The sequence below is a fragment of the Methylotuvimicrobium sp. genome (assembly GCF_050611805.1).
Taxonomy (GTDB): Bacteria; Pseudomonadota; Gammaproteobacteria; order Methylococcales; family Methylomonadaceae; genus Methylotuvimicrobium.
In genome coordinates this window covers 119,853-138,780 of sequence record NZ_JBNGHF010000005.1, presented here as the reverse complement: position 1 = coordinate 138,780, position 18,928 = coordinate 119,853, and the positions used below count along the sequence as shown (strand labels likewise).

Annotated in this window: 18 protein-coding genes; 10 read left to right on the top strand and 8 right to left on the bottom strand. The window is 46.7% G+C overall.

The window, feature by feature from the left end:
* Position 1 precedes the first annotated feature (1 nt).
* Positions 2–616 carry a DUF1415 domain-containing protein gene (locus ACRJJO_RS04520; RefSeq protein ID WP_431064714.1) on the bottom strand — a complete coding sequence of 205 codons (615 nt, stop codon included), beginning with the start codon at positions 614–616 and terminating at the stop codon, positions 2–4.
* Positions 600–1,070: a CBS domain-containing protein gene (locus tag ACRJJO_RS04515; RefSeq protein ID WP_431064713.1), complete on the bottom strand. Its 471-nt coding sequence runs from the start codon at positions 1,068–1,070 to the stop codon at positions 600–602. The genes ACRJJO_RS04520 and ACRJJO_RS04515 overlap by 17 nt, the downstream gene beginning before the upstream one ends.
* 192 nt (positions 1,071–1,262) lie before the next feature.
* Here ACRJJO_RS04515 and adk point away from each other — a divergent pair, with 192 nt between their 5' ends.
* The 6 genes from adk (at position 1,263) to ACRJJO_RS04485 (ending at position 9,291) form a co-directional block, all read left to right on the top strand.
* On the top strand, positions 1,263–1,901 hold the full coding sequence (gene adk / locus ACRJJO_RS04510) for an adenylate kinase (RefSeq protein ID WP_017842084.1): 639 nt from the start codon (positions 1,263–1,265) through the stop codon (positions 1,899–1,901).
* A 73-nt stretch (positions 1,902–1,974) separates the two neighbouring features.
* Entirely contained in the window at positions 1,975–3,399 is a 1,425-nt protein-coding gene (gene leuC / locus ACRJJO_RS04505; protein WP_431064712.1) for a 3-isopropylmalate dehydratase large subunit, read from the top strand.
* Positions 3,396–4,028, top strand: coding sequence for a 3-isopropylmalate dehydratase small subunit (gene leuD / locus ACRJJO_RS04500; protein ID WP_404359734.1), 633 nt, complete (start codon positions 3,396–3,398; stop codon positions 4,026–4,028). The genes leuC and leuD overlap by 4 nt, the downstream gene beginning before the upstream one ends.
* A 485-nt stretch (positions 4,029–4,513) precedes the next feature.
* Positions 4,514–4,999: a low affinity iron permease family protein gene (locus tag ACRJJO_RS04495; RefSeq protein WP_431064711.1), complete on the top strand. Its 486-nt coding sequence runs from the start codon at positions 4,514–4,516 to the stop codon at positions 4,997–4,999.
* 649 nt (positions 5,000–5,648) lie between these two features.
* Positions 5,649–6,671 (top strand): aspartate-semialdehyde dehydrogenase, encoded by a 1,023-nt coding sequence (locus ACRJJO_RS04490; protein WP_431064710.1) that lies wholly within the window; start codon positions 5,649–5,651, stop codon positions 6,669–6,671.
* Positions 6,672–6,741: 70 nt separating this feature from the next.
* Positions 6,742–9,291, top strand: coding sequence for a FimV/HubP family polar landmark protein (locus ACRJJO_RS04485; RefSeq protein ID WP_431064709.1), 2,550 nt, complete (start codon positions 6,742–6,744; stop codon positions 9,289–9,291).
* A 459-nt stretch (positions 9,292–9,750) separates the two neighbouring features.
* Here the strand turns inward: ACRJJO_RS04485 and ACRJJO_RS04480 are convergent, their stop codons facing one another.
* A complete protein-coding gene (locus ACRJJO_RS04480; protein WP_431064708.1) occupies positions 9,751–10,134 on the bottom strand; it encodes a VOC family protein in 384 nt (127 codons plus the stop codon).
* Between the two features lie 388 nt (positions 10,135–10,522).
* Entirely contained in the window at positions 10,523–11,590 is a 1,068-nt protein-coding gene (locus ACRJJO_RS04475; RefSeq protein WP_431064707.1) for a response regulator, read from the bottom strand.
* Positions 11,591–12,276: 686 nt separating this feature from the next.
* Here ACRJJO_RS04475 and ACRJJO_RS04470 point away from each other — a divergent pair.
* Positions 12,277–13,551 carry an NAD(P)/FAD-dependent oxidoreductase gene (locus tag ACRJJO_RS04470; protein WP_431064706.1) on the top strand — a complete coding sequence of 425 codons (1,275 nt, stop codon included), beginning with the start codon at positions 12,277–12,279 and terminating at the stop codon, positions 13,549–13,551.
* Positions 13,552–13,584: 33 nt separating this feature from the next.
* On the top strand, positions 13,585–13,785 hold the full coding sequence (locus ACRJJO_RS04465) for a YgaP family membrane protein (RefSeq protein WP_431064705.1): 201 nt from the start codon (positions 13,585–13,587) through the stop codon (positions 13,783–13,785).
* Positions 13,786–14,531: 746 nt separating this feature from the next.
* Here ACRJJO_RS04465 and ACRJJO_RS04460 read toward each other — a convergent pair.
* Genes ACRJJO_RS04460 through nagZ form a run of 3 tightly spaced genes read right to left on the bottom strand, consistent with a single transcriptional unit; the run spans position 14,532 to position 16,846 of the window.
* Positions 14,532–15,272, bottom strand: coding sequence for an S-methyl-5'-thioinosine phosphorylase (locus ACRJJO_RS04460; protein ID WP_431064704.1), 741 nt, complete (start codon positions 15,270–15,272; stop codon positions 14,532–14,534).
* Between the two features lie 10 nt (positions 15,273–15,282).
* Positions 15,283–15,834 carry a hypoxanthine-guanine phosphoribosyltransferase gene (locus ACRJJO_RS04455; protein ID WP_431064703.1) on the bottom strand — a complete coding sequence of 184 codons (552 nt, stop codon included), beginning with the start codon at positions 15,832–15,834 and terminating at the stop codon, positions 15,283–15,285.
* The gene (gene nagZ, locus ACRJJO_RS04450; RefSeq protein ID WP_431064702.1) at positions 15,827–16,846 is read right to left on the bottom strand and encodes a beta-N-acetylhexosaminidase; all 1,020 of its coding nucleotides are present in this window, start codon (positions 16,844–16,846) and stop codon (positions 15,827–15,829) included. Before nagZ ends, ACRJJO_RS04455 begins: the two co-directional genes overlap by 8 nt.
* 79 nt (positions 16,847–16,925) lie before the next feature.
* Here nagZ and ACRJJO_RS04445 point away from each other — a divergent pair, with 79 nt between their 5' ends.
* Positions 16,926–17,318, top strand: a complete 393-nt coding sequence (locus ACRJJO_RS04445) for a flagellar basal body-associated FliL family protein (protein ID WP_404359745.1) — start codon at positions 16,926–16,928, stop codon at positions 17,316–17,318.
* 1 nt (position 17,319) lies between these two features.
* On the opposite strand, the gene ACRJJO_RS04440 is transcribed toward ACRJJO_RS04445, so the two are convergent.
* Complete coding sequence (locus tag ACRJJO_RS04440) at positions 17,320–17,745, bottom strand: HIT domain-containing protein (protein ID WP_404359746.1); 426 nt, start codon at positions 17,743–17,745, stop codon at positions 17,320–17,322.
* Positions 17,746–17,827: 82 nt separating this feature from the next.
* Here ACRJJO_RS04440 and ACRJJO_RS04435 point away from each other — a divergent pair, with 82 nt between their 5' ends.
* On the top strand, positions 17,828–18,874 hold the full coding sequence (locus ACRJJO_RS04435; protein WP_431064701.1) for a hypothetical protein: 1,047 nt from the start codon (positions 17,828–17,830) through the stop codon (positions 18,872–18,874).
* The last annotated feature ends 54 nt before the right edge of the window (positions 18,875–18,928 follow it).

Below are 18,928 nucleotides of genomic sequence, written 5' to 3'. Positions count from 1 at the left end.
TTTATTCTCTCGGAGCACCTGCCTGACGGCATGAGGCAATGAGTGCGTGCAGGTGTGATTCGCCGAGATTACGGGCAAGTGCGATATTGCGCCTAGGGATATTTTCCGGGTCCGGGTGGCGCTCGATGGCTTCGGCGATGCTGTCTTCGCGAAGCAGATGCAGGATGGGGTAGGGCGAGCGGTTCGTATAATTGGCCGGATCGTCGCTATCGCTGTCGGCAAAGCAGTAGTCGGGATGAAAGCTGGCCAGTTGATAAATACCGTCGTAGCCTTGCTCCGACAATAGTGTTTCGGCCAGGGAGAGAAAATCGAGATAATCGTTGAATTCGTGCAGCGAATGGGGGTAAATCAGCAGTGTTGTGTTTATGCTCAAGTCGGTATCTAAATGCCGGCATTCTTCGATCAAACGCTCAAGGCCGCTTGCGGTGTCGGCGCTTCGGCAAATACTGAAACGAACACCGTCTTGGCGAAACGGTTTAGCGGCGAAAGGGCATAAGTCGAGACCGATGACAATGGTTTCTAGCCATGCCCTTATTGCGTATTCTTCCGGGGCGACAGTCACTTCAACATCGGGGATTGTTTCGAAGTGATCCGTTTGCTTAGGTATGGCTGACACCGGCCGCAATTCTTTTTTCCCGTTCTTCGCTAGCTTTTTCGATTTTCGCAAAAACGCGCAAAATATCGGTGGCCGATACGATGCCGACGAGTTTATTGTTTTTGTCGACGACAGGGAGGGCGCCGACTTTATTTTCGGCCATGATGCTGGCGGCTTCTGACGCGTAGGTATCGGGATTAACGGTCAATACGCCTCGGCGCATGATGTGTTGAACTTTTTGCGGAACGACCTGCAAAACGGTTTTTCCTTCGACGGTTTCAACCGAGTTGGAGTTGCTTTTGGGTCCTAAGGCTTTGTATAAGTCTCGATCCGATACGATGCCGATGACTTTGCCTTTTTCAATGACGGGTAAATGACGAACTTTTTCATAATGCAGCAAGAAAAAGACACGATCGATCATGTCATGTTGTTCGACTGTGAATACTTGCGAAGTCATTAGATCTTCAACACGCATGCAGTTGCACTCCTAAAGATAATTGATAAACCGAGTAAGAATAGGGAAAATATCTGTTTTTTACAAGAGTTAATGTTTATTTTGATATAAAATGTCGTGTTTTGCGAGAGCGAATTAACAGCTAAAGTGTGTTTTTACTTAGGCGCGAATCCGACATATATTCAAATAACCAGATAAACTTGGAGTTTCATTATGCGCATTATTCTTTTGGGTAGTCCCGGTTCCGGCAAAGGAACGCAAGCCCAATTTATTACCGAAAAATATGATATCCCGCAAATCTCGACCGGAGATATGTTGCGGGCCGCTGTGCGCGAAGGTACGCCGTTGGGCGTCGAGGCTAAAAAAGTCATGGATGCGGGAGGCTTGGTTTCGGACGATATTATTTTAGGATTGATTAAAGAGAGAATTGCGCAGCCGGATTGCCAAAACGGTTTCTTGCTGGACGGTTTTCCTCGCACGATCGCGCAAGCCGAGGGTTTAGCTGCTATGGATATCGTGATTGACCATGTTATCGAGATTGTGGTCGAGGACGAGGAAATCGTTAAGCGAATGAGCGGTAGACGTGTGCATCCAGGCTCAGGTAGGACTTATCATGTCGCATTCAACCCGCCTAAAACGGCCGGTGTCGACGATGTAACCGGCGAACCATTAATTCAGCGAGATGACGACCAGGAAGACACCGTTCGTAAAAGGCTGAGCGTATATCATGAACAAACCAAGCCGTTGGTCGGTTACTATTCGGCATTGGGCGGCAAGACCCACTTTGCATCGATTGCCGGTGTCGGGTCGGTCGATGAGATTACGCAAAAGATTTTTGCCGTTTTAGGATAACGCGCTAGCGTCTATATCGACGCTTAACGCAAACTTTTACTTTCCGCTGACGCGGTAAATACAATGAGTAGCTATGTCAGGTAAAACTTTATACGACAAATTATGGGAAGATCACGTTGTCCATACCGAGGATGACGGTTCTTCATTGATCTATATCGACCGCCATTTAGTCCATGAGGTCACTTCTCCTCAAGCGTTCGAAGGGCTCCGTCTTGCCGGACGCAAGCCGTGGCGACAAGCGAGAAATTTGGCCGTTGCCGACCATAACGTGCCGACCACCGATCGCGACAAAGGCATTGCCGATCCGGTTTCAAGACTGCAGGTCGAAACCCTCGAAAAAAATTGTGCCGAATTCGGTATCACCGAGTTCGATATGTCCGATATTCGCCAAGGCATTGTGCATGTCGTAGGGCCCGAGCAAGGCGCGACATTGCCCGGCATGACCGTGGTCTGCGGCGATTCGCATACTTCGACACACGGCGCGTCCGGCGCGTTGGCATTCGGTATCGGCACGTCGGAAGTCGAGCATGTCTTGGCGACACAATGTTTGGTACAGAAAAAAGCCAAAAACATGCTGATTAAAGTAGATGGTGAAGTGCGGCCCGGCATCACTGCGAAAGATATCGTGTTGGCGATCATAGGCAAAATCGGTACCGCCGGCGGCAACGGTTATACGATCGAGTTTGCCGGATCCGCGATCCGCGCATTGTCGATGGAAGGCCGCATGACGGTATGCAACATGGCAATCGAAGCGGGAGCGCGTGCTGGTTTGATCGGGGTCGATGATGTCACGATCGATTATTACCGCGAACGACCGCTCTCACCGAAAGGAAACGACTGGTTCATGGCCGAGCGTATGTGGCAGCAGCTGCATTCCGACCCGGACGCAGTCTTCGATAAAGTTGTCGAGTTGAATGCCGCCGACATCAAGCCGCAAGTGACCTGGGGGACTTCGCCCGAATTGGTGGTGCCGGTCGATGCCAGCGTGCCCGATCCAGATCAAGAGATCGATGCAACCAAGCGAGAAAGCATGAAGCGCGCCCTGCAATACATGGATCTAAAACCCGGTGTGGCGATTACCGATATTAAACTCGATAAAGTATTCATCGGTTCCTGCACGAACTCGAGAATCGAAGACTTGAGGGCGGCTGCCGCAGTCGCGAAAGGTAAAAAGCTGGCTGCTAACATCCAATTGGCCATGGTCGTCCCGGGGTCGGGTCTGATCAAGCAGCAAGCCGAGTCCGAAGGCTTGGATAAAATTTTCATCGAAGCCGGATTCGAGTGGCGAGATCCGGGGTGCTCGATGTGCTTAGCGATGAACGCCGACCGTTTGGAGCCGGGAGAGCGCTGTGCGTCGACTTCTAACCGTAATTTCGAAGGGCGGCAAGGATATGGCGGACGCACGCATCTGGTCAGTCCGGCAATGGCGGCGGCTGCCGCGATTGCCGGACATTTCGTCGATGTCAGCACCGAAGCAAATCAAGGAGCGCAAGCATGAGAGCATTTACCAAAATAGACGCGTTGGTCGCACCGTTGGATCGAGCCAATGTTGATACCGATGCGATTATTCCGAAACAATTTCTAAAATCGATACGCCGGGCAGGGTTCGGACCGTTTCTGTTCGACGAATGGCGGTACAAGGATCATGGCGAGCCGGACATGGATTGCACAAATCGGCCGATTAACCCAGATTTTGTGCTGAATAAACCGGAGTACAAGGGCGCCGAACTACTGTTGACCCGCGAGAATTTCGGTTGCGGTTCGTCTCGCGAACATGCGCCTTGGGCGCTCGAAGATTTCGGCTTCAGAGCGATCATCGCGCCGAGTTTCGCCGATATCTTTTATAACAATTGTTTCAAGAACGGTATCTTGCCTATCGTGCTCGATGCCGGCATCGTCGATGAATTGTTCAATGAATTGACCGAAGGTTATCGGCTGACGGTTGACTTGGATTCGCAAAAGATCGTTACGCCTTCCGGCAGGGAAATTGTCTTTGAAGTCGATGCCAATCGGAAATTCAGGTTGTTGAACGGGCTTGACGATATCGCATTGACCTTGCAGCATGCCGATCAAATTCACGCATACGAGACGGAACGTGCGAAGCGAGCGCCTTGGTTGTTTGCATAGTATTAAATTAAATGGCTCCAGTCGGAGCGAAAAGCGTCTAATTTTCAGGTTGGCGTGGGTATCGGCGGTAGGCAGAGTATTCCTGCAAAATCGGTTTCACTCCCGCATCTAAAGAGTATGAGGAAGTTTTCAGCACTCCCAAAAATGGAAGTGCGGGGGTAAATAGGGGGCGGTTACTTTACAGGCGAGACGTCGTGAACCCGGCACCTAAAATTATTCAATATAGCTAGCCATATCCAATGGGTTATGGGGGTTAGGTGCCCGGTTCTCGCCATTTATGGCGCTTTGTATCTACCGTCAAGTCCCAAGGATGGGTTTCCCGCTCCTGAATTCCATCATCCTTTCTTGTAAGATCGGATTTCGCTAAGTTAGGAGTTGGATTTCTCGCCTGACTCAACCCGCACTCTTTAACAAAGGAGAGCGGTTTCTCGGTAAGAACGGGGTAAATACTCTGTTCCCTCAGCGCAAACAAAGAGGCTAAAGTCATGAATGAAATAGTAAGTATTCGAGATACTTTTTTGAAACTCACCGGTCGTCTTACCGATCAAATTCACAATAACGCCGCTTGGAATGCTCGGTTCGACCGGTTCGCACGCACCTGGTCTCAAGTGGCCGGTAAACCGATCGCATTCAATGCGGCATTATTGGTAATTTTGACCTGGGTGATTACCGGACCTTTATTCGGTTTTAGCGATACATGGCAACTAATCATTAATACTGCGACGACTATCGTAACGTTTTTAATGGTGTTCTTGATTCAGAACAGCCAAAATCGCGACACCGATGCGTTGCAAGTAAAATTGGACGAATTGATCCGCGCCGTTGAAGGAGCAAACAATGAGCTATTGGATTTGGAAGAAATCGGCGACGAAGAGTTGAGGTTACTCCGAAACCAATATTTAGCATTGGCTCGTATTTCAAGAAAGAAAACGGGAAAACAAAATCGCGAAGGAAATTCAGTCAAGAGTTAATTTGAGCGAGAGGCGCCGCATTTTGATTCAGCAATTTCCAGCTTGAGTGTTAGTGGCTGGATGAACTCATTCATGGGGGCTTGGCGGTAGCTCTTATGCCATATAAGGCTGCCGACATCCTCTCACCAAGCATGCTCCGCACCCTTTGGTTTTGATTTGCAAAGAGAGTAGTAAAGGATGTGTGTAGTGTAGAATGATGGGTTGTTTCGGCCGTATATATCCAAATTTATTCGGTTGTCGATAGTCACGAAACGATTCAAAATCCATAAACCGGGAGGAACTAGTGTTAATGCCGGTGTTTTCAGCGATATTCGCTAAGTTGTAAAACGGTAGTGTCCGTTTTGCGAATAGGTATGAAATCGATGGTCATCCGTTTATTCTCTCACTGCGTTGAGTTGAATAGTCCCCGTTTATCATGAAAATAGCGACATTAAGCGCTGTTTACCTGCAATTGTAAGCCCGAAAAAGTTCTTAAGTCTATCGCATGATTTATGTCTGCATTCTGAATAGCGAAAGCTATGGCGTTGATTTCCCCTTTTTCGAATAAAGGGCCAGGACGGGCGTTGCCGAATTTTTTAATGCGATGAGTATTAGCATCCCGAAGGTAGAGGATGCTGTGGTTTCTGTTTTAATGAAAAGGTAATTAAATATGACTAAATTATATAATGTTGCCGTGGTCGGTGCCACCGGTGCTGTTGGTGAAGCGATGATCTCGATCTTAGAAGAGCGAAATTTTCCGGTTGGTGAGGTTTATGCGTTGGCCAGTAGCCGCTCGGTTGGAAAACGCATTCCGTTCAAGGGCGGTTCGCTGAAGGTACAGGATTTAGCCGAGTTCGATTTTTCCAAAGTACAAATCGGCTTATTTTCACCCGGTGCTTCGGTTTCTGCAGAATACGCGCCTAAAGCCGCGGCGGCCGGTTGTATCGTGATCGACAATACTTCGCAATTTCGTTACGACGATGATATTCCATTAGTCGTGCCTGAAGTTAATCCCGAGAAGATCGCCGACTATAAAAATCGAGGCATCATTGCCAATCCGAATTGTTCGACGATTCAGCTGTTAGTTGCGTTGAAACCGATTTATGATGCGGTCGGTATCAGTCGAATCAATGTTTGTACTTATCAAGCGGTTTCCGGGACGGGTAAAGAAGCGATCGAGGAACTCAGTCTGCAAACCGCGCATTTATTGAACGGTAAACCGATTAAACCGAGCGTTTATCCAAAGCAAATCGCTTTCAATGTGTTGCCGCAAATCGATGTATTTACGGAAAATGGATATACCAAGGAAGAAATGAAAATGGTTTGGGAGACGCGGAAAATTATCGGTGACGAATCGATTCAAGTTAATCCTACCGCTGTGCGTGTGCCTGTTTTTTTCGGTCACTCCGAAGCTGTGCATATTGAAACGCGTCACAAAATAGATAGTAAGTCGGTGCGCGCGCTTCTTGAAAAAGCGCCCGGGGTGACAGTTCTCGACGAACATCGGGACGGAGGTTATCCGACGGCGGTAACAGAATCCTCCGGACATGATAGTGTTTTTGTCGGGCGTATTCGCGAAGATATCTCGCACCCGCTGGGAATCGACTTATGGGTTGTTGGTGATAATGTCAGAAAAGGCGCCGCTTTAAACAGTGTGCAAATTGCAGAAGAATTGGTAAAAAATTACATCTAGTCTAAGCTTAATCTCATATTTGACTGTTCCGGGTAATAGATTGTGGTATATGTGTATGAAGGAGAGCAATGTGCGCAAACTGACTAAATCCATAGCGCTTTTATCGTTGATGACCCCGACTAGTGTTCTTCCGTTGGGAGTTGGCGATATCACATTGCACTCGGCCCTTAATCAAAGCCTTGATGCAGAGATTGCATTGATGCTTTCGCCTGACGAAAATTCGGCCGACATTACCGTCAAGCTCGCGCCTCCCGATAAATTCGATGAGGCGGGACTACCGTGGAGCTATTTTCTTTCCAAAATTAAATTCAACCTGGTTACCGTGTCTAATAAGCGCGCGGTTATTAAACTCAGTTCGACTGAGGTACTCAAGGAGCCTTTTTTAGATTTTTTGATTGAGGTGAGCTGGCCGAAAGGGACGCTGTATCGTGAGTTCACCGTTTTGGTCGACCCGCCCGCAACTTATCAACAGCCTGTATTGCCGGTTCCTAGCGATTACGGTGTGACACCTGCCGAGCAAGAATATGCACGAGTCGTTGAGCGTCCGGTAGAACCTGCTGCTCCGCGTCGTGAAGAGGAACGCGTGCCTGCATCGGGCGTGTATGGACCGGTTGGCAGAAATGAAACGCTTTCGTCAATTGCCTCAAAAGTTAGGCCTTCTAACGATGTCTCGGTTGAACAGACCATGATAGCGCTCTTCGAGAATAATCCGAGCGCATTTTACAAAGATAATATCAATGCATTAATGGCGGGAGTACGGCTTAAGGTTCCGGAAAGAGAGGTCATACTGAAGCTTTCTCACCGGCAAGCAGTTGCGGAGTATGGTCGGCAAAATCAAGTGTGGAGAGGTCAGCTTGCGGTAGCAACGGAGGCGCCGGTTGACGAGGAAGTTATCGACTCCCAATTGAGACTCGTTGCCCCTGCTCAAGAAGATGTTGAAGAGTCCGAACGCGTTGTCAGCGGTGAAAGGGATGATAGCTTGTTGCAACCAGTCGATCCTGGCAAAGTCGACGGGGATGAGCCAAGCAGAGATGATGCGGAATTGCGTGCGCGATTGGAGAAGTTGGAGGAACAATTAACGGTGATGCAGCAAATGCTAGCTATAAAAGACGAACAGCTAGCCGCTTTGCAGCATAAAGAACCATCCGAAAAAGTTGTTGAGATGCCACCCTCTCCTGTTGTGACGCCTCCTGTAAAGGAAACCGCTCCGCCTTCCCGTCCGGTAGCAAAATCGCCGCAAGCTGTGGCGCAAGAGCCTGTAAGCGAACTTCTGGATTCCTTTTATTATGCGATAATAGCACTGCTCGGCGCCGGTTTGTTAGGTGGTTTAGGTTGGTTGTGGTTGAGGAAGCGCCAAACCGAAAAAGAAACCGATACGGATAGTATGTTCGCAGCATCATCACAGATTAGTCTGCCCAGCTCTGATGATGAGTTGAATTTATTGGCCACGGAAGATGAATCTGCCTATGATGTAGGTACCGTTGGTGAAAGTTCGTTCTTAAGCGAATTTACTCCTAGCGATTTTGACGCTTTCGACAGCGACCAGCATGAAGTCGACCCGATTTCCGAGGCTGATGTTTATTTGGCATATGGTCGTTATCAACAAGCCGAAGGGCTAATTCGACAAGCGATTGCCGAACACCCTGAGAATGACGATTACAAATTGAAACTGTTAGAGATTTTTTACGCGAACGAAAACAAGGATGGTTTCGAAAGTTATGCTAATGAACTGAAGCAAGCCGGAAAAAACGAAAATATCGATTTTTGGGCAAAAGTTACTGAGATGGCTAGTGAAATTAGTCCGGGATCGGTTTTATTCACGGACGATATTGACACGGGGGACGAGGATGACTCGACGATTAACAAAGATTCTAAGGAAGTCGATCCCGCTCATTCGACTGATATAACTGAGGACAATCGTTTCGATTTCGATCTGCCTGAGTTCGATGAGCTTGAGTCTGAAACAGAACAATCGCCTTTAAAAGATGAAGAATTGGAAGCTGAAAAGTCGGATAACAGCCTCGATTTCGATTTGGAGGGTTTTGATTTTTCGGTGCCCGAGCCGGAGGATCGCTCATCTGAGGCTTCAAAACAGCAAACATCGGAGCAGAATCGGCAGTACGATAATCAGATCGAGTTTGATTTGAGTCCGGAAGCAGAAGCACCTGCAGAGAAAGAAACGGATGCCTTGGGTTCTGAAGAATTTGAATCGTTCGATTTTGAAACCTTCGATGCCGATACGGAGAAAAAGACTGATGCTGCTGATTCTTCTGCGATGGATGAATTCGACATCACTTTCGACGAAAATGAAACTATGGCCGAAGACGTATCCGGTGTGACCGAAGAGGAAAAGGGTGATATCAGTTTTGATTTTAATTTCGACTTCGATTTGGATTCGACACCTAAGAAAGGGAATGATGATAGTTTTCCGGACGATCTTGATTTAGGGGTTTCCGATCTGACCGATATGGATGAATTCGAAACCAAAATCGATCTTGCCAGAGCTTATATCGATATGGGAGATAGTGATGCCGCTAAGGATATCGCACAGGAAGTATTGGATAAGGGAAGTTCGGAACAAAAAAAGATCGCTCAATCGATTCTCGATGAATTGAAATAAAAAAGGCCCGTTATCGGGCCTTTTTTATAGGTTATGTTCGCGTTAATAGTTGAAATCGCTTAAAAATTCAGAGCCAGCTTGAAATAGGTCTCTGAATAACTTTCCTTGGTCAATATCGAGCCGATGATTGAAGCAGGGTTCGGCTGCTCGATTAACAGGTGTCGGCGGCAGGGCAGATTTTTGCTCCTGCAAAATCTGCATTCACGCCATCCTTGGCGCTTGCAGATTTTTGCTCCTCGGCAATTGCGCCTGCATTGCCCTAATACACGCCATCCTTGGCAATCAGTCGTTGCCGTCAAGCTTACATGGAGGTATTTACCCAGCACCTAAATTATCTATGTAATCAATCATGGCCAATAGGCTATGGAATTTAGGTATTGGTTTGCGGCGTCCTGTTAAGCGAGTAACCGTGCATAGTGTATTGGAAGGTCATTATTGACTATTTTCTAAATGTCTTTTTTATTCGGTTTTCGGTCGTTCGATTATTTCAATGGCATTACCGTCAAAATCCCGGCAAAACAATGCTTGGCGTCCGGAAATGCTCAATGTATACCGAAAGCCGCTGTTATCGAGGGCTTCCTTGACAGGAGATAGGTCCGAACATGTTAATGCGACATGGCGATCTCTTCCTCCGTGGACTGGCCGACCAGAAGTTGGGTCGGGATTCTCCAGTTCCAATAAATGAATTTGTTGTTCGCCAAGCTGAAGCCAAGCGCCCGGGAATGGAAGGTTCGGCCGTTCTGTTTGTTGAAGTCCTAATATATCCCGGTAAAAATACAAGGACTTTTCGGTATCGGAGACGATAAGACTAATATGGTGTATGGCAAGGTTAAATTTGGACATAGTATTCTTGTATTGGTTGTTATTGATTCGATTATACTTCGCTCGGCTGTATTGTTGGAGTTTATATGCCTATCGTAGATCAATAGTTGCCATCGAAGAGGGAATCAAAGGGCGCCGCGTTGTGAACCCAGCATCTAAATTATCCGAGATAGCTAACCACAGTCAATGAATAATGGAATTTAGATGCTGGGGTTACGGCGTTCTGTCAAGCGAGTTACCAAAACCGCTACAAATCTCATAGCTCCAGGAAGTTATTTTTCACGAAATCTTAATGCTAGGTGAGGACCGAGTACCTCGGAGCCTTTTTAGTCACAGCTGAAATTTGAAGCGCGAAAGGTATAAACTGTCGAAATCAGGTTTATAAACGTTAGAGGCGCGTCTCTGTTTTTCAGGCGCTATTTTTATCCGACAATTCCTCGATAAGTTCGGTTTTTTTTGTAATGAATTGTTGAATCAAAGCTTGTAATTTATCGAAATGCCGGTCTGTTTCGAGGAAGTCTTTCGAAATTAAATTTTGTTCTAATGTTAAGGCCTGTTGACGGATATCCGTTAAACCGCAGAAACTGACCGAACCGTGCAGCTTATGGGTAATAGATAAGGCTTGTTGCCATTGTCGATGGCGTAGTGCTTTTTGAATTGAGTCAAGTTGTTGAGGAAGCTCCTCGTATAGTTTGTTTAAGATGGTTAATGCCAAGTCTCGGTCGTAAGCGGTTTTAGCCAGGAGTTGCTGCGCATAACCGGCCTGCTTTGGAGAGTCGCTTAAAGCCTCACGAGGTTCGGTGGGGCGCCAGAGGGCGACGATTTCCTCTAGTTGCTCGGATAAAATCGGTTTAATAAGACATTCGTCGAAGCCAAGGGCGATGATGTCTTTGCGTTGGTTTGGTAAAGCATGCGCCGTTACGGCGATAACGGGAGTATCCCTATTCGGATTTTCGGTATGTCGGAGGGTTTCAATTAATTCAAAGCCGTTATGGCCCGGCATTTGTAGGTCTAAAAAAACCAGGTTAAATTGTTTGCTCTTTAGATAATTCAAAGCTTCTATTCCATCTTCTGTCGCGGTAATTTGATCGCAATGATCTTGCAATTGATTGACGAACAGTAAGCGGTTAATGGAATTGTCGTCGGCGATTAATATTGAAAATTTACGGGGCGATAGGGAAGGTTTCTTTTGATCGCCAGGATTCGTCATATCCAATGGATGGTTACGAGTGGTGGTTGGGCCGGAGGCTTCGTTATCGTTGGGGCTGTTCTGTTTAAGGCGCCGGTAAGCCGCTAGGGCGACTAATCCTGCAGCTAAAACCGAGACAAAACCGATGAGAGCGCTGATCTTGATCCGTTTAAGCAATGGTGTCATCGAGATTTCTTGGGCCGGTTCAATGAATGCTTGTTGCGCCTGACTGTTCCGTATCGCTTGATATTCTGCTAACAGCACACCGGTTTGTGCGAGGTTGCTCATCAGCGTCGGTAAAAGCGCTATGATGAGGAGGTGTTTTAGTAAGAAGGATTTTTTCACTGCGGGAAGGCCAAGAGTAAAAATAAATTTGCGTATTTTAGTAAATGCTAATATTCTTTGGGTAACGCTGGTTCCAAACATTTATGTTTTCATTGTTGAATGTTTGCGTTTGAATGATGACGATCCTAACCCGGTTTTAATCAATGTAGTGTCGTAATATTTGTTGTTTTTTGTTTTTCAATATTTTATGAACGACAAATGTTAAGTAGGGTTAAGTTTCGTTCCAAGCCGGTGTATCTTTGAATCGGCACAATGAGGTGCCGACATTTTCAGTGACATGCGGTTATTGAAAATGTTATTGATTGGGAATTTGTTTTCCAAGTCCAAAAACGGAAACGTCAACGTTTTCTGAATTAAACCAAATCGATCGAAATGTATAACTTTGCAAGGTCATGTTTTCGGCTTTTATGACAATGTTATTTTGTTCGCGAGCAAGGCGCCAAAACAGGCGATAAGCTATGCAATTGTTTTCGCAAAGCTTCCGCTCCTGCTACGCCCCTTGCCTACATTTATGTAGGTAACGCAGCAGCTACCGGGCAAAAGATCGTGTCAGCTTACCAGCAAATGTGGTCGTGCGAAGTCTTCAACAAGAATAATAGTGCATTTTGATTCATCACGAGGAGAAATTTATGGCTAGAATTGTAATATTAGGTGCCGGTATCGGTGGTGTTCCGATGGCCTATGAAATGAAAGAGTTGGTTAAAAATAATCACACAGTCACCGTGATATCCGATTCTCCGACGTTCCATTTCGTACCTTCGAATCCTTGGGTGCCGCCGAAATGGCGTAAACCGGAAGATCTGAAAATCGAATTAGCTCCGATTATGCAGAAAAAAGGGATCGAATTCATTCAAAAAGCGGCCGTGAAGGTCGATCCTCCCAACAATCAAATTCATTTAAACGACGGTACTGCGGTCGATTACGATTATTTAGTGATTGCAACAGGACCCCGCCTTGCCTTCGATGAGGTGCCGGGACTAGGTCCGGAAGGTTATACGACTTCGGTTTGTCATGTCGATCATGCAGCCGTGGCTGCTCAGGATTGGGATAAGTTTATGGAAGACCCAGGCCCGATCATCGTCGGCGCTGTGCAGGGCGCATCTTGTTTCGGTCCCGCTTATGAATATTTGATGATCCTAGAGACCGAGCTGCGTAAACGCAAAATACGCGACAAGGTGCCGATGACTTTCGTTACATCGGAACCCTACATCGGACATTTAGGCTTAGGTGGTGTCGGTGACACCAAAAGCATGTTAGAAAGCGTTTTAAGAGATAGAACGGTCAAGTGGGTGACTAACGCGAAAGTTGATCGTATCGAACAAGGCATGATGTATGTGACAGAAGTCGATGACGACGGCAACGAGAAGAAAAAGCATGAATTGCCATTCAAGCATTCCATGATGTTACCGGCGTTTACCGGGGTTGATGCGGTGCGTAATTGTGGCGTCGAAGGCTTGATGAATCCGCGGGGCTTTGTCGTCGTCGATGAATATCAGCGCAATCCGACTTTTAAAAATATTTACTCGGTCGGTGTTTGTGTGGCGATTCCACCGGTTGAAAAAACACCGGTCGCCACAGGTACTCCTAAAACCGGTTACATGATCGAGTCTATGGTAACGGCGACCGCGCATAATATCCGTGATGAATTGGCCGGAAAAGAGCCCTCCGACAAGCCGAGTCTGAGTGCATTGTGTCTGGCCGATTTGGGCGATACCGGAGTTGCATTTCTGGCGGTGCCGCAAATACCGCCGAGAAATACGACCTGGTCGAAAAAAGGGAAATGGGTTCACCTGTCCAAAATCATATTCGAGAAATATTTCATGCGCAAAGTCAGAAAGGGCATCAGCGAGCCGTTTTATGAAAAAATGATGCTGAAGTTTATGGGTGTTGTACGTCTTAAATAAAGCTATGCGTCTTAAATCACGAGGAGACAAATCATGAGTATCGATCGTTTAGTGATGGCATTTGCCGGCAGTTTTATATTGCTAAGTCTGCTTTTGGCGCATTTTCATTCACCGAACTGGTTATGGTTTACCGCATTTGTCGGTGTGAATTTATTTCAAGCGTCGTTTACCGGTTTTTGCCCGTTGGCGATGGTATTGAAAAAATTCGGCGTGAAATCGGGGTGTGCGTTTTAAGAACGAGGATTCAGCATGCCAGGGAGGGCGGTATACCCTTTTATACACACGCTCGTTTTTGGCGTGTTGTCAATGAAGGGCAAGTCAGACGATGCTCTTTCAGTGTTAGATTTTCAATGTAAGTGATTGATATATTAATTCGAAAGGATTTTGTGTAAAAAGTAGTCAATTTACAAAAGTTGTAACAAATATGCGGCTTTAAGAAACAAGTCATCAAGTTGCTCACAGACTTATCCACAGCTTCTGTGAGTAACTTTTCAAGAGGTTATTTCTTGTTGAGAAAAAATCCGACCAACGCCTCTGCGCTTCCTTAAGGCTATGTGTACGGTAATAGTTGAAAACACCCACCAGCACTTATAAATCCAAAGTGAATTGTAGTGTTCGTTGCGCGAACCGAAGTTTGAAGAGCGAAAAGTATAGTACCTATCTCGAAATTCTATTTATACCCATCGGATATCAAAATTCGGCACCGGGGTGCCCGTCAAAGGACGCCGTGAACCCAGCACCTAAATCCAGCACCTAAATTCCATAGGTCTTTGGCAATGAATCAAAATCATGGCTTATTTAGGTGCTGGATGAATTATCTAAGACTATTAACCATAGCCAATGGGCTATGGAATTTAGGTGCTGGGTGAATACATCCATGCTGATCCCTCACCTAGCGTTAGGTGAGGGATCGGATACCCCGGCGCTTCCTCAAGCACTACCGAAATTTGAAGTGTGAAAGATATAAGAAATCGTTGGCGTTATAACCGGGCTATAAACGCTTTTAATAGTTTGGCGGTATCGGCCATTCCTTTGTGTAGATTTTGTTCGATTTCAGTCATAGTGATTTCGCCTTCTGTTTTTCCTGCCGCCCAATTTGCGACGACCGCAAGCGCTGCGTAGTCAATGTGTTGCTCTCTGGCTAGAGCGGCTTCCGGCATGCCGGTCATGCCGACTAAGTCGCAGCCGTCACGTTCCATACGTTGGATTTCAGCGGCGGTTTCAAGTCGTGGGCCTTGTGTGCAGCCGTATGTGCCAGTTGGCGTAACAGAAATCTTTGCACTTTCTGCAGCAGAGATCAGTTTTTCCCGTAGTTCTGTCGAATAAGGGCTAGTGAAGTCGATATGCGTGACTTCTTCGAGATCTTCTTCAAAAAAAGTGTGCTTACGTCCATAGCTATAGTCAATGATTTGATCGGGAACCGCGATATGAGCGGGAGCCATTTTTGACGTAATACCTCCAACCGCGGCCACGGCGACTATTTTTTGGACGCCAATCTCTTTGAGTCCCCAAATATTTGCGCGGTAATTGATTTTATGAGGCGGGATTGTATGCGGGTCGCCATGCCTGGCTAGAAAGACGACGGTTTTTTCATCAATCTCGCCGATGACGTAATCGGCCGAAGGTATGCCGAAAGGCGTTTCGATATATTTTCGTTCGATGATTTTCAAGCCTTCAAGACGAGTCAATCCGGTTCCGCCGATGATTGCTAACTGTGTCATAGTCATTGTCCTAGTCGATTAAGTTATCCTGACAAGCGTAAATACCCGGCATGTTGCGTAGATAGCCTTTGTAATCCATCCCATAGCCAAACAAGTAGCGATCTTCGACCGAGAGTCCGACAAAATCGGCTTGGACCGGTTTTTCGCGGTCTAAAACCTTATCTACCAATACCGCGCTGTAGACCGAAGTCGCGCCTTCCGATAAACAATATCGGTAGATCGCCTCCAACGTGATGCCTTCGTCTAAAATGTCGTCGACGATTAGAACCGTTCTGCCTTGCAGCGGTGTTCTCGGTTTTAAGACCCATTCAACAGTACTGCCGGATGTTTGGTTTTGATAGCGACTGGCATTTATCGCGTCGACGGTCAAGGGAATGGTCAAACGAGTCAGGAGTTCGCCGCCGATGACCAAGCCGCCGTTCATGACGCATAGAAAAATAGGATTTCTATCCGCCAGAAGTAGGTTGATTTTATGAGCCATGGTGTCAATAGCCGCGTCGACTTCCTGCTTGTTGTGTAGTAGGTCGGCGGTTGATTGGACGTGGTCGATTTCTTCAAGCATATTCATTGGAAAGTTGTGCGATTTGTTGTGATATTAGTTGCCATTGGCTAGATGCTTGGAGAATTGCTCTGGTCATTTTGGGTTTGCCGCGCATCGCATCAAGTCGTTGTGCTCTGAGTGGATCGCTCTTGATCGGTACGCTGTCGAGCACTTGTTCGGCCGCTTTGGGATTGTTGCAAACTAATAGCATGTCGCAACCGGCATGTTGAGCCAATTTCGCGCGTTCGGAAAAATCGCCGGCCATCGCGGCACCTTCCATGTTTAGGTCGTCGCTAAATATGGCACCGTTGAAATTAAGTTCGCGCCGTAAGATGTTTTGCAGCCATTTTTCGGAGAATCCGGCCGGCATGTTGTCTACGGCAGGGTAGACGACATGCGCGGGCATGACGGCTTCCAAACCTTGTTCGATTAATAATTTAAACGGAACTAAGTCCTTGGCTCGGATTTCGTTTAGTTCCCGTTCGTCGATCGGTAATGCCATATGCGAATCGGCGGCTACCGCGCCGTGTCCAGGGAAATGCTTGCCCGTTGCGGCCATGCCGGCCGATCGCATGCCTTTGCGAAAGCTGGCCGCTAATTGGGCTGTGAGTTGTGGATCGGGCGAGAACGATCGGTCGCCGATGACTTCGCTGATGCCGCAATCGACATCAAGTACGGGAGCGAAGCTAAAATCAATGCCGACGGACAGCATTTCTGATGCCATCAGCCAACCAGCCGCTTCGGCGAGTTCGGGCCGTTCACGATAACAGTTGGCCGGCGGTAAGCGCGTAAAGCCTTGCTTGAATCGTTGTACGCGCCCGCCTTCCTGGTCGATAGCGATGAGTATAGGGCCTTTGCGGGCGTTGCGAATGCTGTCGATCAAAGCGATAAGTTGTTCGGGTGATTCGTAATTGCGGGAAAAAAGAATCACCGCGCCGGTGTTGGGGTGATAGATCTTTTCTTGCTCATGAGTAGTTAAAGTCAAGCCTTCAACATCGATCATGATGGGGCCGATTGCGGAATTAGTGGTCATATTTCCGAGTTAACATTGTTAATTAAATGAGTAAAACTGGCTTATACTTAAGCGATTATTGTTTAATCAGGAGTTAAGCGTGCGTTTTTTGTTGCTATTTTTAGGGTTGATTTTTTCCGGTTGGGTTTTGGCCCAGGATGCCGCCGACGATGCACAGCCGGCCATAGAATATTTGGAAATGTCGCCTAAGTTTACCGTGAATTTGGACGTACCTCGAAAATATTTATTGATCAATGTGCAATTGATGGTAGAGGGTAAGGATAATATGGAAAAAATAAAAAAACATTTGCCGGCGCTAAGGCACGAATTGATTATGTTATATAGCGGTCGGAATGCCAACGAATTGGGAACCAAGGAGCAAAGGGAAGCCTTGCGCCTGGAAAGTGTCGAAGCCGTTAGGAATGCGCTCAATAAATATGATAATAGCGACGGCCTTAGAGATGTGTTTTTTTCCGAGTTTTTGGTTAATTAGTTTAGAGCTCCCTTGTTAAAAGGTCGTCAAATGTGGATTTAATCTTTGGAAGCAGCTCTTCCAGTTGGTGTTCCGTGTAAGGAACGGCGTCGAATTTCCCCCAGACCGGGGCCGGCCATGCTTTATCCAAGCGATAGCGCACAATGTGATGGATATGCAGTTGTGGTACCAGATTGCCGATTGCGGCCACATTCATTTTGTCGGCTTTGAAAAGCCCGGCTAGTCGTTCTGCTAGTTGGCACGACTCCTCTTGTAATAACGAGCGATCAGTAGGCGCCAATTGATAAATTTCACGGATATCGCCAATTTCAGGAACTAAAATGAACCAAGGGAATTGGCTGTCGTTCATTAGCAGTAGTTGGCATAATTCCAAGCGTCCGAGCCGGATGCAATCTTTTTGTAGTTGTGGATGTAACTGAAAGGTCATAAGATTAGACTTGAAATAAAAGTATAAAACGATGTATGTTGACTTGCTATTCTAACTATAACTATAAGAAAAGGATAAGATTATGTCGGCGCAGTTATTTTCAAGCCAAGAGCGGGTAAGCGATGATCGGCTTAAAGTTTCTTTTCGGTTTATATTAGGCTTCTATGCAATTATCCCTATTTGTTTATTAGTGGAATGGTTCGATATTCTACTTTGGCAAGGTAGTTTGCGAGAGATGTTGCCGAGCCGTCCGGAGCATTTCCTGTTATTCCAGTTGTTGTTCGGAACACCGCATATCATTGCCAGCGCGTTGATTTTGACCACTAATCGCGAATACTTCGGGTATTACCGACACCGAATCATGATGATGACGTTGGTGCTTGCGGTATTTTTCGGTATCGGCGGTCTATTTATTCCTTATCGCGTATTTTATATTATGGTTGCGGCTTGGACGGTCTACCATGTACTTAAGCAGCAGCACGGTATTGCGCGAGGCGTTTGTAAGCTTCCGACATGGCCTTATCGTTTGTTGTTGGGATTGAGTGTTGCCGCCGGTTTATTGATTTATCTCGGTATTTTTCTCAAGAATAGCTTGGAGCCTGAGCAAGCTGATTGGCTTAGTCATATCGCCGGTACCTTAACTTTAGCTCTTTTATTGGCTACTATTTTGTGTCAGCGCTATGTAACGACAGGGCTCGGCAAGCTGTTTCTTTGGGCGAATACCATGCTTATAGTGAGCACTTACTATTTGTTCGTTCAGCAATACTTTTTTCTGGCGATTTTGGTGCCTCGATTGGTTCATGATGCGACGGCTTATTCTTTTTATGTGACCCACGATTATAATCGTCATGGTAGGCAAGCCCGAAACTTTATCTATCGTTGGGCGCAAGTATGCAATATACCTGTGCTTTTGGTCTTACCTCTGTTGTCTTTTGGGGCAGCTCTCCTTCTGCATCAATACGGAGACGCCGCTGTTGAGTTCCTGACCGAGTTCTTATTCGGCGTGGAAATTCGTAAAGCGGTCAGTTTAGGTGTGATCGGCTATTTAGCGTTGTTGCATTACTATACCGAGGCGTTTACCTGGAAGAACGATTCGCCTTACCGAAAGTTTATTGCTTTTTCAAAATGATGGACTCGGCTAATTCGACTTGTACCCTTATATGCCAATCGTAGATCAAAATTC

Bases quoted from the DNA above. Each gene is read 5' to 3' on its own strand.
- ACRJJO_RS04470 (WP_431064706.1), top strand. From the start codon at position 12,277: ATGGCTAGAATTGTAATATTAGGTGCCGGTATCGGTGGTGTTCCGATG.
- ACRJJO_RS04465 (WP_431064705.1), top strand. From the start codon at position 13,585: ATGAGTATCGATCGTTTAGTGATGGCATTTGCCGGCAGTTTTATATTG.
- ACRJJO_RS04440 (WP_404359746.1), bottom strand. From the start codon at position 17,745: ATGACCTTTCAGTTACATCCACAACTACAAAAAGATTGCATCCGGCTC.
- leuD (WP_404359734.1), top strand. From the start codon at position 3,396: ATGAGAGCATTTACCAAAATAGACGCGTTGGTCGCACCGTTGGATCGA.
- ACRJJO_RS04480 (WP_431064708.1), bottom strand. From the start codon at position 10,134: ATGTCCAAATTTAACCTTGCCATACACCATATTAGTCTTATCGTCTCC.
- ACRJJO_RS04515 (WP_431064713.1), bottom strand. From the start codon at position 1,070: ATGCGTGTTGAAGATCTAATGACTTCGCAAGTATTCACAGTCGAACAA.
- leuC (WP_431064712.1), top strand. From the start codon at position 1,975: ATGTCAGGTAAAACTTTATACGACAAATTATGGGAAGATCACGTTGTC.
- ACRJJO_RS04435 (WP_431064701.1), top strand. From the start codon at position 17,828: ATGTCGGCGCAGTTATTTTCAAGCCAAGAGCGGGTAAGCGATGATCGG.
- ACRJJO_RS04495 (WP_431064711.1), top strand. From the start codon at position 4,514: ATGAATGAAATAGTAAGTATTCGAGATACTTTTTTGAAACTCACCGGT.
- nagZ (WP_431064702.1), bottom strand. From the start codon at position 16,846: ATGACCACTAATTCCGCAATCGGCCCCATCATGATCGATGTTGAAGGC.
- adk (WP_017842084.1), top strand. From the start codon at position 1,263: ATGCGCATTATTCTTTTGGGTAGTCCCGGTTCCGGCAAAGGAACGCAA.
- ACRJJO_RS04460 (WP_431064704.1), bottom strand. From the start codon at position 15,272: ATGACACAGTTAGCAATCATCGGCGGAACCGGATTGACTCGTCTTGAA.
- ACRJJO_RS04455 (WP_431064703.1), bottom strand. From the start codon at position 15,834: ATGCTTGAAGAAATCGACCACGTCCAATCAACCGCCGACCTACTACAC.
- ACRJJO_RS04490 (WP_431064710.1), top strand. From the start codon at position 5,649: ATGACTAAATTATATAATGTTGCCGTGGTCGGTGCCACCGGTGCTGTT.
- ACRJJO_RS04475 (WP_431064707.1), bottom strand. From the start codon at position 11,590: ATGAGCAACCTCGCACAAACCGGTGTGCTGTTAGCAGAATATCAAGCG.